Origin of the sequence: Enterococcus sp. AZ101, assembly GCF_050499005.1 — a bacterium.
Taxonomy (GTDB): Bacteria; Bacillota; Bacilli; order Lactobacillales; family Enterococcaceae; genus Enterococcus_L; species Enterococcus_L ureilyticus.
In genome coordinates this window covers 83,321-97,200 of record NZ_JBMHEZ010000002.1, presented here as the reverse complement: position 1 = coordinate 97,200, position 13,880 = coordinate 83,321, and the positions used below count along the sequence as shown (strand labels likewise).

13 protein-coding genes are annotated in these 13,880 nt (G+C 36.5%); all 13 read right to left on the bottom strand.

What is annotated here, in order from left to right; genetic code table 11:
* Positions 1-181: 181 nt before the first annotated feature.
* Positions 182-1,018: a signal peptidase I gene (lepB, locus tag IGJ50_RS09800; RefSeq protein WP_429950167.1), complete on the bottom strand. Its 837-nt coding sequence runs from the start codon at positions 1,016-1,018 to the stop codon at positions 182-184.
* A 173-nt stretch (positions 1,019-1,191) separates the two neighbouring features.
* The gene (locus tag IGJ50_RS09795; protein ID WP_069638922.1) at positions 1,192-1,590 is read right to left on the bottom strand and encodes a LysM peptidoglycan-binding domain-containing protein; all 399 of its coding nucleotides are present in this window, start codon (positions 1,588-1,590) and stop codon (positions 1,192-1,194) included.
* Positions 1,591-1,622: 32 nt separating this feature from the next.
* The gene (locus IGJ50_RS09790; RefSeq protein WP_207120247.1) at positions 1,623-2,978 is read right to left on the bottom strand and encodes a hypothetical protein; all 1,356 of its coding nucleotides are present in this window, start codon (positions 2,976-2,978) and stop codon (positions 1,623-1,625) included.
* A 34-nt stretch (positions 2,979-3,012) separates the two neighbouring features.
* The gene (locus tag IGJ50_RS09785) at positions 3,013-3,714 is read right to left on the bottom strand and encodes a hypothetical protein (protein WP_069638920.1); all 702 of its coding nucleotides are present in this window, start codon (positions 3,712-3,714) and stop codon (positions 3,013-3,015) included.
* A 416-nt stretch (positions 3,715-4,130) separates the two neighbouring features.
* Positions 4,131-4,511, bottom strand: coding sequence for a type II toxin-antitoxin system PemK/MazF family toxin (locus tag IGJ50_RS09780; protein ID WP_069638919.1), 381 nt, complete (start codon positions 4,509-4,511; stop codon positions 4,131-4,133).
* A gap of 15 nt (positions 4,512-4,526) precedes the next feature.
* A complete protein-coding gene (gene alr / locus IGJ50_RS09775) occupies positions 4,527-5,645 on the bottom strand; it encodes an alanine racemase (protein WP_207120248.1) in 1,119 nt (372 codons plus the stop codon).
* A 134-nt stretch (positions 5,646-5,779) separates the two neighbouring features.
* Positions 5,780-6,133 carry a holo-ACP synthase gene (gene acpS / locus IGJ50_RS09770; protein ID WP_069638917.1) on the bottom strand — a complete coding sequence of 118 codons (354 nt, stop codon included), beginning with the start codon at positions 6,131-6,133 and terminating at the stop codon, positions 5,780-5,782.
* Between the two features lie 290 nt (positions 6,134-6,423).
* Positions 6,424-7,968 carry a degradosome RNA helicase CshA gene (gene cshA, locus IGJ50_RS09765; protein WP_207120249.1) on the bottom strand — a complete coding sequence of 515 codons (1,545 nt, stop codon included), beginning with the start codon at positions 7,966-7,968 and terminating at the stop codon, positions 6,424-6,426.
* Between the two features lie 333 nt (positions 7,969-8,301).
* Complete coding sequence (locus IGJ50_RS09760; RefSeq protein ID WP_429950163.1) at positions 8,302-9,669, bottom strand: UDP-N-acetylmuramoyl-tripeptide--D-alanyl-D-alanine ligase; 1,368 nt, start codon at positions 9,667-9,669, stop codon at positions 8,302-8,304.
* Between the two features lie 97 nt (positions 9,670-9,766).
* Entirely contained in the window at positions 9,767-10,843 is a 1,077-nt protein-coding gene (locus IGJ50_RS09755) for a D-alanine--D-alanine ligase (protein WP_429950161.1), read from the bottom strand.
* A gap of 291 nt (positions 10,844-11,134) precedes the next feature.
* Positions 11,135-11,581 (bottom strand): YaiI/YqxD family protein, encoded by a 447-nt coding sequence (locus tag IGJ50_RS09750; RefSeq protein WP_069638973.1) that lies wholly within the window; start codon positions 11,579-11,581, stop codon positions 11,135-11,137.
* A 30-nt stretch (positions 11,582-11,611) separates the two neighbouring features.
* A complete protein-coding gene (locus IGJ50_RS09745; RefSeq protein WP_207120252.1) occupies positions 11,612-12,622 on the bottom strand; it encodes a hypothetical protein in 1,011 nt (336 codons plus the stop codon).
* 196 nt (positions 12,623-12,818) lie between these two features.
* Complete coding sequence (locus IGJ50_RS09740; protein ID WP_207120253.1) at positions 12,819-13,829, bottom strand: sugar kinase; 1,011 nt, start codon at positions 13,827-13,829, stop codon at positions 12,819-12,821.
* Positions 13,830-13,880: the final 51 nt, after the last annotated feature.

The following is a 13,880-nucleotide window of genomic DNA, read 5'->3' as shown; positions in this document are numbered from 1 at the left end:
AGAACGCTCTCTTTATGTTCTCTGTTTTCTTTGTATACATTAAATTTAGTGAGAATAACCATAATTATAGATTAACATAGATTCCGCTATAATTTGTTTTTATTTTTTAAAATATAATAAAAAATAATGATCAGTGAATCGATTTATAAAAAATAAAAAAACGATAAATTTATCGTTTTTTTTATTTTATCCATCCAATATTATTAAACGGTGCAAACCGGAAGGATACAACACCCTCAATAGCTTGACCATCAACTAAACCAAATGCTCTACTATCACTGGAATTATTTCGATTATCCCCCAATACAAAATAATGACCTTTAGGGATTTTTTTCAGCTGTGACATTTGAGCTAGACTGTCTTCTGATATATTCACTTTGATTGTCCCATCTGGTAATTCATTTGCATCAGATAATTCAGATGCTTTTGGTAAAGAGTCTGCTTGATGATTGATAAATAAATCATTACCCTCTGTCCATACTAAATCCCCAGGCATCCCTATGATTCGTTTCACATATTGAAACTCGCTTTTTACAGGTGGGCTAAATGTTATGACCTCATATCTTTTAGGCTCTTTTGTCCGACGAACAATCACTCGATCCCCATCTAATAAAGTAGGTTTCATTGAATCCCCATCAACCATGTGAGGGGAAGTATTCAGAATAAAGAAAAATACAAAAACTGCAAATAATACGATAGGTAGCATGAATTTGATGATTTCAGTGATATTCTCTTTTCTTTTTTTCTTTTTTCTTTTCTCAAATTCTTCTTTCGTTAATTTTTTCTTTTTGCGCTTTTTATTGGTTGAAGCAGCTTTTTGAATTCGTTCTTCTTTAGGTCTCGATTTAACTCTCGGCTCTTCTCTTATTATTTCAGCTCGTTCTCTAGGTTTTGGACGCTTCTTTTTAGTGCCAGCGTGCGGGCGCTTTCGATTCTTATTTTTTGACTTTCTATTTTTATTAAACTTACGGTTTAATTGTCTTTTTAGTCGTTCAAAACGTATTCTTAGTTCATCCATGATACACCTCAATCATACCAATTAATACTCTTAATTAAGGATAACAGAGTGTTGCTGTTTTTTCCATATATAAAACCCCGCTAATTAAGAGAAATACTGCAATAGGTCTCCCTATGTAAAAAAATAAGTGGAGCAAAACTCTAAAAGTTTTGCTCCACCCCCTAAACTCATAATCAATCGAATACTAATTCCTGTCCCTCAACAATAACACTACTACTAAGCTGATTTTTATTCATTAATGTTTGAATTGATAACCCTGAATCTTGAGCAATTTCCCATAATGTCTGACCAGCCTTTATCACATAAACTTCTTTAGGCACTTCGTTATTCTTATCTTCAGAAGCAACATCACTGCTTAAATTGCTTTCTTGTTGTGTTTGAGCTGCCTGTGGTATTGAAGCAGATGTAGGGGCTTCGCTATCATCTGTTGTTACAGGTGCAGATACTGTACCCCCACCACCAGCTGATGCGCCTAAAATCAATGAATCAGACATAAAGTAAACAACAGTACTAAACAATATTGCAGAAGAAATCAACAGTATGCGGTATTTTTTATTGATTTGTTTTTTCATATTGTTCTTCCCTTCATTCGTTTTCTAATGGTTTAGTTTCCAGTTTTATCTAAACGCGATAATTTGCTTAAACGTTCTTCCAATTCACGGTAAATCGTCATTACTTCATTTTTAGATTCTTCTACTTCATTTGAAATATTTTTCGCACGGTTTCCTATGTTCAACATTTCAAGTTCTGCTGAGTTGATCATGTGTTTTGATTCAACTTGCGCTTCACTAATAATACGATTTGCTTCCTTCTTAGCAGAAACCATTACTTCACCGATCTCTTGTTGTGATTTCAACGCTTCTTCTTGTAAGGATTGGTTTTTCAACAACAAGTCATTGATTTGTTGTTTTGCTTGTAATAATTCAGCTAGCTGATTCCCTGTTGCTTCTCCTGTAGTAGACAAGCTACGCATTGTTTCTAATTCAGCATTTAAGTTTTCTAGCTCTTCTTCTTTTTCTTTGTAGCTATTTCTTAATCCTGCTAATTCAGATTCGAAAACATTTTTTTGAATAGAATATTTATCATTTAGACCTTGGATGCGACCAAGACTTGCTTCTAGTTCACTCTTATCTTTAAGAACTGTTTCTAATTCTTTTTTCAATTCTTCAACACGACTGTTATCAACAGACACATCACTATTTGTTGATAAAGTGGTCTCTTTGTCTTTTAATTCTTGGTTTTCTTGTTGTAAGCGGTGCATTTGTTCTTGAAGATCAGCAAGTTTTTGTGTTAACTCTTGATTTTCTTTATTAGTAGTTTGAAGTTTTTCATTCAATGATTCTAATTCCATCTTCACCGTCTCCAATGCTTCTTGTTTTTCTCCGATTGTTCCTCGGGCAGCTAACTCTGTTTGTAATTGTTGGATTTCTTTTTCTTTTTCAGAAATTTGGATTTCTAAGGCTTTATCTTTTTCAACAAGTGCAGTTTCTAAGTAGGCAATTTGTTCTTGTCCACTAGTATTTTCTTTTTTCAGTACTTCGATTTCCGCTTTCAAACGATTGATTTCTTCAGCAGAATCGTCTGACTCAAGCCCATCTTCTAATTCAAAGATCTCAGATTCTTTTTGGTTGAGCTGTGTTGCTAGTTCATCATTCTTTTCTTTCATCTGTTCAAGTTCATTTTGGTTACTCTCAACTTTGATCACTAATTGTTTATTTTGTTGAGATAAACGAAAGTTCTCTTCTTTGTTTTTCTCAAATTCAGATTCTTGTAATCTATATTCTTCGATCAATTCTCTTAAACGAGTGATCTCTTGTTCTTGTTCAGCTAATAAATTACTATTGTTCGTAGTTGTTACAGTAGCTGGTCGTTGTGGTTCTTCCGAATTAAAATCTACATCCTGCGTTAATTCTTCCTCGGAAACTTCGTTAATTTTCTTAATTAACCGCCTCTTTGCCATGTGTTTACACCCCGTCTTTTATTTCTATCTTCCATTATTTATCTAGTTTTACTTTTTCTAAGTTACTGTCTTTCGCCTCTCTTGTGAAAACGAACGACTGTTTAGAGAGTTTGTTGGTTTTATCTCGATATGTAAAGTTAAAATCGATCATTGTGATTTCTTTTACTGGCTGTAACTCTTTGATAAATGCCTCAATGTTTTTTTCAGCAGTCTGGAAATCATTAAAGCTTAAAGCCGTAGGAAAAACTGATACTGTCAACGTTCCCGTTTTTTGACTGATCATGATCGCGACATTCGCTTCTCCAAAAAAGGGCTGCCAATCTCTTATCAGTAGAAGTTCGTAGTTGTCTAGCGCTTGGGCATCTCGACTTTCTACAATTTTCTTCCAAGGAAATTCAGCTAACTTTAGCGTGTTTTCTTTATAGCTCTCAATTTCAGCACCAGAAGCTGTTCCTCTGGCGTCCTTGATCTCTTCTATCTTGAATTCTAACTCTTTATTATCTTTTCTTAAAGTATCTTGATTATACAGTATCCCAAAAAGGATTAAACAAAAAATAATTGCTGCAATCATCAAAAATAATAATGATCGATTATTCTCTTGATACTTATAAAAATTGATCTTGCGTTTCATTTTTGGACTATCAGAATCTAAGCTCTCCAGTTGGAATCGAACATACAACTGATAACTGAAAAAAAGAAACAGTATTACTACTAATACAAACATGAAAATCGTCATCAAATATAAACTCCTTTATCCCTTAATAAAAAAACACTAAATATATCTACTTTTTTGAAAGTTATTCACTTTCTACCCAATTATACATAGTTTATTGTAACATTACGTTGCGCTATTGCCAACTTTTTTTTATAAACGCAACTAAAAGTCAATAAAAACAGCAGGGTACGTGATAAATTTTAGTGTTTTTTTACTAATTCAGTGAACGAATGTTGTTTCTATAGGTCTAATTTTCAGTTTTATTCTATTGATAAGAGTGGTTTTATTATTAAGTGTTAAATAATTAATAATAACAAGATCTAAGTAATTAACACAGTGTTCCTGTTTCCATTTCGTATTACGTCGTCTCAAACAATTATCCTAATAGGAATACAACTGGATATGTCTTATGTTTTCCAGCCAAATGTCCGATACTTTTAACGATATGTACCAAGATTCTCTTCTTCTAGTTCTGCTTCCAAAATTCCTACGCTGACACCTAACGCACGATCGACCGCTTCCATGATATCTATTCCCAAATGACAAACCTTTTCTTTCAAACGGATCTTATCAATGGTGCGGATTTGTTCTAGTAAAATGACTGAATCTCGTTCGATTCCAGTTTCTTCAGAATTGATGCCGATATGTGTAGGTAATTTGGGTTTAGCCATTTTTGCTGTGATTGCGGCTACAATAATGGTTGGACTAAAATGATTTCCTAAATTATTTTGTATGACGAGTACTGGTCGCACTCCCCCTTGTTCTGATCCTACAACAGGGGATAAGTCTGCAAAATATATGTCACCCCTTTTGACCATTTGAAGCCTCCTATTCTATTTATACTCCCTTGGCATACGTTCAGAAAATGTACATGCCACTTCATAGTGGATTGTTTCTAGTTTGTCTGCCACCATTTGCAATGTGATATTTGCTCCATGGTCGTGTCCTATCAATGTGACAGTTGTCCCTACATTCGTTTTTCTCGGCAAGCGAATCATACATTGATCCATGCAGATTCTGCCAACAATTTCACATTTTTCACCATTAACTAATACTGAAAACCCTTGTAGATGACGGAGCCAGCCGTCTGCATACCCGATTGGGACAGTACCGATCCATTCATTTTTTGTAGTCGTATACGTATTTCCATAACCAATTCCTTCATTCACTGCTAGTTCTTTCACTTGAATCAACTTTGACACTAAACTCAAGGCTGGTTTTAATGGATAAATTTCGGGTAATGCATGTCCCGATGGATTCAGTCCATACATTGCTATACCAAATCGAATCATATTTCCCGCATTATTAGGATGCCAAAGTGCAGTTGCACTATTACTTACATGTACATATTGGGGTAACTCTGAAAGAACAGATAAAATTTCTTGGAAACGCTCTGATTGTTTTTTAAAGTAACTCGTATTTTTTTCATCTGCTGTAGAAAAGTGCGTGAACAAGCCTTCCCAAGCGATTACTTGCGTTGACTGAATTAATTCAACTGTTTGTTTTACAACAATTGGTGTAGTAAAACCAATACGCCCCATACCTGTATCGACTTTTATATGTATTTTTAATGGTGCTTGTGTTTTTATCTGATTCAATTGATCAATTGCTTGTACTAACCATTCTTGGGTTGCTACCGTGACGGATAGATCATATTTTAGCAACAGGTCTATGTAAGAAACATCTACAACACTTAAAATCAGTATTGGCTCTGTAATGCCAGCTTCTCTTAGTTCGATGGCCTCATCTAGGATTGCGACACAAAAGCCCGTAGCACCTCCTTCAATCGCTGCTTGAGCCGTTTGTACAGCTCCGTGTCCATATCCGTTTGCTTTGACTACAGCAAATAGCTCTGTACCTTGCGGCATTCGTTTGACTTCATTTGAAACATTTTCTTTGATCGCTTGTGTATCGATCACTAACTTTGTGGGACGATGCCATCCTACAGCCATATATGTCCTTCTTTCTTTTACGGTCGGATCAGAAACAGCCGAATCATTTGCTTATACAGTTCCTCGTGGGAATACAGCCCATGATCGTTGATCAATCGCTTTTATCTCGACCGGTATTCAAATTTAGTAGCTAATCAACCAACTTCCAAGATGATTTGAGCAACCGCAGAGGTTTCTGTGTGGGAAATAGATACAAATACATTTCCTTTATGAGGTGATTTTGTGACTTTCGGCGCTCCACTTTGTTCTTTTAAGATTTCAATATCGTGTAATCCGACACTTCCAATCCCTGTCCCCCAGGCTTTTGAGAAAGCTTCTTTACAAGCAAAACGGCCTGCTAAAAACTCGACCTGACGTTTGTGAGGTAATCTTTGAAAAAGTTCATATTCATTACTCGTCAGAACTCGCTGAACAAAAGAAGATTTATTTTCGATGATTTTTTCGATTCTTGAAAGCTCAACCATATCTATACCAATTCCTTTTATCATTCTTTCAAGCCCTCTTTTTTTATTTTATAAATTACTCTTATTCTATCAAATTTTAGCAATTTTTCCACATAATAATTGAAAAAATTAATAAAAAGCTTTATGTGTTGATAACACTCGGTTTTAAGGAGCGAAAAAAGGGGTAGAAATACAGTTTATCTCTTCTTTATTGCATCCTTTTACTAAAAAGGAAAAAGAGTGGAACAAAGTCTAAGCTTTGTTCCACTCTTTTAAAATCCAATAAGTCATACATTGGAAATAGTTATTTCTTATTTCCAACTGTTATTGATTTATTAATTTGAGTTATCTCTAATAACAAAGCTACGTTTTTTGTCGTTATGACGTTTGGCCGAACGATTATCTTTGCTCTTATTGTAGCCGCCGCCATTTCCACTGCTGCTACCACCTGTGCTTTTGTTATTTTTATTGCCACGATAGCCACCGCCACCATTTTTATTACGGTTACGGCTGTTACCGCCACCACCACGATTATTTTTGTTGAAGCCTTTTTTCGTAGATGGTAATGGACGTTCTGGTGTAATTTTTACTGGTACAGCATCTGATGGGTCTTTAGAAATAGTTTTTAGTAGTAATGCTGCTAAATCTTCAGCAGAATATTTTTCCAAAAGATTTTTAGCAGATGGCAAGTAATTTTCTAGACCATTTTCAGCTAATTTTTCTTCGACTGTTTCAATTGCTGCACCCAATTGTCCTTTAAATGCTTCTTGTTCATTTGGTGGACGTAGTGGGGTCATACGTTTTTTCGTTAATTCCTCAATGACATGTAGGTAACCCATTTCATTTGGTGTAACGAATGTCACTGACATTCCGCCTTTTCCGGCACGACCAGTACGGCCGATACGGTGAACATAGCTTTCTGGATCTTGCGGGATATCGTAGTTGTAAACGTGTGTGACACCAGAAATGTCTAATCCACGAGCTGCAACGTCTGTTGCTACTAAGATGTCCAAATTACCACTCTTAAATGAACGTAATACGCTCATACGTTTTTGTTGTGACAAGTCTCCATGAATACCTTCTGCTTTGTAGCCACGTGCTTCTAATCCACGTGCTAATTCATCTACACGACGTTTTGTACGACCAAAGACAATTGTTAGCTCTGGTGTTTGAACATCTAGTAAGCGTGTCATTACATCGAATTTTTCGAAGTCTTTTGAACGCACATAATATTGATCGATCAAATCAGCAGTCATTTCTTTTGCTTTGATTTTTACGTGTTCTGGTTCTTTCATGAATTTCACGCCGATATTTTTGATTGCTGGCGGCATTGTTGCTGAAAATAGTAATGTTTGACGTTTTGCTGGAATTTTAGAGATGATTTTTTCGATATCCTCTAAGAATCCCATGTTCAACATTTCATCTGCTTCATCCAAAACCAATGTTTCGATCGTATCTAACTTCAAGGTGCGACGATTGATATGATCCAATAAACGACCTGGTGTTCCGACAACCACATGTGGATTTTCTTTTAGTCCGCGAATTTGACGGCCAATATCTGCGCCACCATAGACTGCTTGAACACGGATTTTTTTGTCACGACCTAAACGGTACAATTCTTCTTGTGTTTGGATCGCTAATTCACGAGTTGGTGCAATAACGATTCCTTGTACAACACGGTTTGATGTATCGATTTTTTGCAACATCGGTAAGCCAAAAGCAGCTGTTTTACCAGTACCTGTTTGTGCTTGTCCGATAACGTCTTTTCCTTCTAATGCTAGAGGGATCGTTTCCTCTTGGATTGGTGTTGCTTCTTCAAATCCTGAGCGTTCGATTGCTGCCAATAAGTCTGTTTCTAAGCCTAGTTCTTTAAATTTCAAATGATATCCTCCTAATAATGTTTGTTGCAGAAGAAATTTTTTCTTCTAAAATTGGTGTTACAGGTGATTTGACTTTCACTAATTTTGAAAATGTTCACGGAGTCTGTAAACCTTCAACATAGGTCTAGTTTATTTTCTCATTAGTGTTACCGAAAAATCCACCTTATGAAGCTACAGGCACTAGAAAAGCCAAACGAGTTCGTTCAGCTTTTTTAATCTTTATATGATAGAAAAGTATCTTCAATAGGTACTTTCGTTTTATCTACTTCGATCTTTCGGCAATAGGTTATTTTAGCATATATTTATATTTTCAGCAAGTTTTATGAAAGCTTGCTAACTTTCTAGAAGGGAATTAACGACCTCACTTAAACCCATTCCGTTGCTGGCTTTTAAAACAACCGTATCTTTTGGTTCTAAAATTGATTTTAATGTGCTTGTTAATTGATCCTTTTCTTCTTTGTGGAAATAGTGGATTTTGTTTTCTTGATACTTTTTCACTAATTCTTCGTACAGGACCTTCATTTGCTCACCATAGAGGACAACTTCTGTTATTTCAGCCGGATTTAGATGTTCCTCCACAGATGCATGCATTGCAGCTGAGTCTGGCCCTAATTCAAGCATATCTCCTAGAACCGCTATTCGTTTTCCCTTTGTTGGCATTTGACTAAAGCTATCTAAGACCAAATTCATAGCAGTTGGATTCGCATTGTAAACATCACTTAGAATTTCGATTCCCGTCTTGCTTTTTAGCCACTGTGTTCGGTTTTTAGTTAACTGAAACTTGGCTAAGCCCGCTTGGATTTTTTCTTCTGATAGCTGAAACCATTGACCAATGCTAATCGCAATCAAAGCGTTCCCCACATTATACTTTCCAGGAACAGGAATGGTATATAAAATAGGTGAGCCATTGATTTTAAAAGAAGTATATTCTTTTTGCGCTTCAATGATCTCTGCTTGACAATCAGCTTTCCCAAACCCAAATGTTTTAATTGTTTGCGTTAATCCTTTTGTCAGAGGAGATAGCAGTGGTTCCTCTGCCGGAATAATCAATAATCCCTTAGCAGCCAGCCCAGACGTAATTTCCATTTTTGCTTTGGCAATCCCTTCTCTCGATCCAAGATTTTCAATGTGCGCCTCACCGATCATGGTAATCGCAGCTACATCAGGTTGAGCTAATCTTGATAAAAAATCGATCTCATCAGCATGATCCATCCCCATTTCTAAAATCAATTGCTCCGTTTTATCAGGCATCTGTAAAATAGTGTACGGCAAGCCGATATCATTATTATAATTTCCTTGGGTTTTATAAGTTTGAAATTGTTGCGCTAAGACCGCTTCTGTCATATCTTTCGTTGTTGTTTTGCCATTGCTTCCTGTGATGGCAACGACTGTCGGCGCCATTTTTTTTAAATAATAAATAGCTAAATCTTGCATTGCTCTTAGAGTATCTGCTACCTGTAAAACTGGCAATTGATCTGGGGCAGATTCTGAAGTACTCCAAAATGATGCACCTGCACCTTTATCTATAGCATTCTTTATAAATGAATGCCCATCATTTTCACCTTTTAGCGGAACAAAAAGATTGCCTTTGGTAATTAATCTGCTATCAAATTCCAGACCTGTCAAATCAAAATCGTTCCACTTCTTCCAGTCATTTGTGGCGTTGACTGCTTTTGCCGCTTCCCAGAAAGTTAATTGCATCGTTTTCTCTCCTTTTTAATCAGAAATGATTTGTCTAGTTCACTATAAAAGGGCTGAAACAAAACTCACTGCGTTTTGCTTCCTCCCTTTTTGTGGTTTATCTTTCGTAAAAACTTTGTCTTTGTTTGAAGCGATTTAATGCTAACTGAATTAATTCTTCGATCAAATCACTATACTTTAAGCCCATATTTTCCCATAGTAATGGGTACATACTAAATTCTGTGAAACCAGGCATCGTGTTCAGTTCATTTAAGAATAACTCATTTTTACTAGTCAAAAAGAAATCGCAGCGACTTAGTCCACTGCCGTCTAAAATAGTGTACGCTTTTTTTGCAAATTCTCGCGCTTTTTGATGAACTTCATCAGGCACTTCAGCTGGAATTTTCATCGTGATTTGATTATCGATATATTTTGAATTGTAATCATAGAATTCAACATCTTTGACGATTTCACCCGGTAATGTTGTCCGAACATCCTCATTACCTAAAATTGCCACTTCGATTTCGCGTGCTTCGATTCCTTGTTCTACAATTGCTCTTGAATCGTAACGATACGCTTCTTCCAATGCATTTTGCAACTCTTCACGATTTTCAGCTTTACTGATCCCCACACTTGAGCCCATGTTAGCAGGTTTAACAAATACCGGATAAATCAATGAACCCTCACATTGTTCAAAGACTTTTCTAGGATTTTCTTTCCAGTCACTTCTCAATACAGGTACAAATGGCACTTGCGGGATGCCAGCTGTTTGCAATAAATACTTGGTCATGATTTTATCCATCGCATTGGCACTTGCAAGCACACCAGCTCCAACATAAGGTAATCCTAATGTTTCTAGGAACCCTTGGATCGTCCCGTCTTCCCCATTAGGTCCATGTAATACAGGAAAAACAATCGTATCTTCTTCTTTGATTTCACAAGGCATGATTACGCGACCTGTGAACTCACCCCACTTATCTGTCTCACCATCTTCTGACCAAGTTAGCTTGAGGATCTCTTTACTTGTAGGTTTTTCTGATAAAAGAGGTCCTTTAACCCACTGCCCATCTTTACTAATAAAAACTAACTGAACTTGATAGTAATTATAATAAATCGCATTTAAAACGGAATAGGCAGACAATATCGAGACATCATGCTCCTCACTTCTTCCACCATATAACAAAGTTATCTTCAAATGCTTTTCCTCCTAATTTTTAAAGCTAAACGAAAGGTTTAGTTCCTAAGCCACTCACGCTGATCTCTTGTTTCTAATTGCTAGGAGAACTTATCGTCAAGCTAAATCATTTTCTTGTATTTATGGTTCTATCTAAAAAAAGATTTCAAAATTGCTCTTTCATATTTTAGCATAAAACCATTCCTCGGAATAGAAACAAATAGCGAATTCAATCAAAAAGTTTTTTGCTTGTCATACAAATAAAAGGCGCTCTTATTCCCATATAGAGCTAGAATGAAAATGAAACTGTTCTTACTTCTTCTGTTCAATCAGCTCAACAAGCGTCTTTTTGAATTTATCGCGATCGGCTTGTGTAAAAGCTTTTGGTCCTTTCGTATGTCCGCCACTTTTACGAACTTTCGCACTAAAATACCGTTGTTCCAGCAATCCATCAATATTTCCGCCTGTATACTCATACCCTAACTGATGTAACACGCGCACACCCTTTGGCAACACCAATGAAGCCAAGCCATAATCTTGCGTCACCAAAATATCACCTTGTCTAATCAATTGAACAATTTTATAATCTGCTGCATCTGCGCCTTTATCAACATAAACAAAAGAAACATTCTCAGGATATTCTTTCAGAGAGTAATGGTCAATACTTGTCACAATCACAACTGCGATCGAATAACTTAATGCTATTTCGATCGTAGTTTCTTTCACTGGTGAACCATCACCATCAATAAAAATTTTCATAGTCGCACCTTTCAATGATTATCGCTCATTTTAATTTAAATACCACGCAGGATGGCGTTTTAAAAAGAATGATACTTCCGAAAAAACCGCTTCTCTCACGATTTTATATAGCTCGGGATTTCTGATTTTCTTTTTAATTGCCCCAGTGTATCTTGGTCGTTTGACTTTGATTGAAAGAACCATATCAAAACGTTCAGAAAAATTATCTACTGTGAGGTATTTCAAACGATTCGTTTCTTCCAAAAATTGATTAATTCCATCCACCGTTCCTTGAATAAATCCATCCAGATGCGTACCGCCATCAGCTGGTAGGTGTCCATTAACAAAGCTATCTTTAATACTCGTAGAGCCATTTTTTGAAATAACTGCTTGAATTGTGACACCTTCACTGATCGTATTAATGATCAACGGCTGCCCGCTACGCGTGATGCTATCATCTTTTTGAAAAATATAGTCAACAAGTCCTTGCTTGTAATGAAAATAATTTTTTTGTTTTTTTCCATCAGTCAACGAAATCGTCAATCCGCTGTGTAGCATCGCCAATTCCTGACAACGATTCAGTAAAACAAAATAAGATAACGGTGCGTGACCAAATAAACTTGCATCAGGCGTGAATGCCAATTCGATTCTTTGCCCTTCATCTTCTGAAGGAATCAACGCTTTTTTATTTAACAGTCCATGTTGATAAATTTGGATCGTTCGTTTTCCTGATTTTTCTACACCAAAGCCCAATTGCTCCGATAGTGCATTAACAACAGAAAGAAAAAGATACGGTGGTGTATACTGTTCTTTTGGAATTTCATCTAGAAGTAAGCCTTTTTTACTGAAAAAAGAAAAAATAAATTGTTGATCTGATAGTTCGATTGAAAGCTCTGCCTGCTTTAGATCAACTGCTAATTGCAGTAAATGATCCAGCACTTGTAAGACCATACTTTCTAAGCCAGTGGGACCAATTCCACCAATGTACATACCTGGTCGTTTGCGAATACTATCTTTCAAAACATTATCGTCTAGTGCTTTCCAAATATTTTCATCGGTCATGTCGATCTCCTCCTGTAAACAGACTGTTCTATATAAATGCAACGAATAATAATAGCCACTGACCCTTAGCATACCAATTTATCTTAACTACGTAAATGGTTTCGCTAAATTCATTGTTTATCCTCATTATAATGAAAAAAAGACTAGAACGAAAGTAGTATAAACGCATTTACACTAATTCATTCTACTCTTTTTCTTATCTAATCAAATCAACAGTGGGTTGTTCCATTAAATGTTTTACCTGTTTCCGTGTCGTTAACGGTACGTCCCCTTGGATCGTATGGGCTAAGACTCCATTAGCCGTAGCAAATTCTACTGTTTCCACTAATGACCACGATTCACTATAACCCAATAAAATTCCTGCGGCATAACCATCTCCTGCACCGATTCGATCTAAATTGATAATTTGACGTGGAGCGGCTTGAACATAGTTTTCCGCATCAAATAGGAAGCCAGTCAAATATCGTCTGTCACCTTCACCTTGGCGAATGGTTCCAGCAAAATGTTCAATCTGATATTTTGCCATAAACTGGCGGACAACTCTTTCAAATTGTTCAGAGACATCCAATGTTTGATCTAACTCCATGCCCAGTAAATCTGTTAAATCACGTTGGCTACCAAAAACCACATCACAATAAGGTAGCATCTTTTCATATTGTTCTTGCATAAGCGAAACACCATGGGCTTCGTTCAAACTAGGACGAAAATTAAAATCAAAACAAACTTTTTTCCCTTTCTTATGCGCCTTTTCAGCTAATACAAGGGCTGCTTCTCGCGTTTTCTCCGTCAAACTTAACGAGATCCCACAAATATGAATTAAATCTATTTCCTCCAAAAAAGCGTCAAGATCATAATCAGAAGCACCACTGATCCCAAACGAACTATTTCGACGATTTTGATACGTCACCTGCGTTGGTCTTGGACCAAACCCCATTTCTGCAAAATAGGAACCAATATGATCCCCCAAACTGCCGATCCAGCAATCTTGAATACCTAATTGGCGAACACTGGCTTTGGCTGCTTCACCTAACCGATTATCTGGAAGGTTCGTCAGCAGGCTTGTCTGAGTGCCGAAATGAGCAAGATTGCTTAAAATATTGACTCCTGTACCTGTAAAATCTAACCGTAATTCCTTCGTTTGCTCCAACATCAAATATTCTGGTGGTGTCAAACGCATCATTATTTCACCAAAGGCCGCAATTCTCATCTCGATCCCTGCCTACTTCCTAGCTTTACAAGCTAAGACTTCGGAAAAAAG

Bases quoted from the DNA above. Each gene is read 5' to 3' on its own strand.
- lepB (WP_429950167.1), bottom strand. From the start codon at position 1,018: ATGGATGAACTAAGAATACGTTTTGAACGACTAAAAAGACAATTAAAC.
- IGJ50_RS09795 (WP_069638922.1), bottom strand. From the start codon at position 1,590: ATGAAAAAACAAATCAATAAAAAATACCGCATACTGTTGATTTCTTCT.
- IGJ50_RS09790 (WP_207120247.1), bottom strand. From the start codon at position 2,978: ATGGCAAAGAGGCGGTTAATTAAGAAAATTAACGAAGTTTCCGAGGAA.
- IGJ50_RS09785 (WP_069638920.1), bottom strand. From the start codon at position 3,714: ATGACGATTTTCATGTTTGTATTAGTAGTAATACTGTTTCTTTTTTTC.
- IGJ50_RS09780 (WP_069638919.1), bottom strand. From the start codon at position 4,511: ATGGTCAAAAGGGGTGACATATATTTTGCAGACTTATCCCCTGTTGTA.
- alr (WP_207120248.1), bottom strand. From the start codon at position 5,645: ATGGCTGTAGGATGGCATCGTCCCACAAAGTTAGTGATCGATACACAA.
- acpS (WP_069638917.1), bottom strand. From the start codon at position 6,133: ATGATAAAAGGAATTGGTATAGATATGGTTGAGCTTTCAAGAATCGAA.
- IGJ50_RS09760 (WP_429950163.1), bottom strand. From the start codon at position 9,669: ATGCAATTAACTTTCTGGGAAGCGGCAAAAGCAGTCAACGCCACAAAT.
- IGJ50_RS09750 (WP_069638973.1), bottom strand. From the start codon at position 11,581: ATGAAAATTTTTATTGATGGTGATGGTTCACCAGTGAAAGAAACTACG.
- IGJ50_RS09745 (WP_207120252.1), bottom strand. From the start codon at position 12,622: ATGACCGATGAAAATATTTGGAAAGCACTAGACGATAATGTTTTGAAA.
- IGJ50_RS09740 (WP_207120253.1), bottom strand. From the start codon at position 13,829: ATGAGAATTGCGGCCTTTGGTGAAATAATGATGCGTTTGACACCACCA.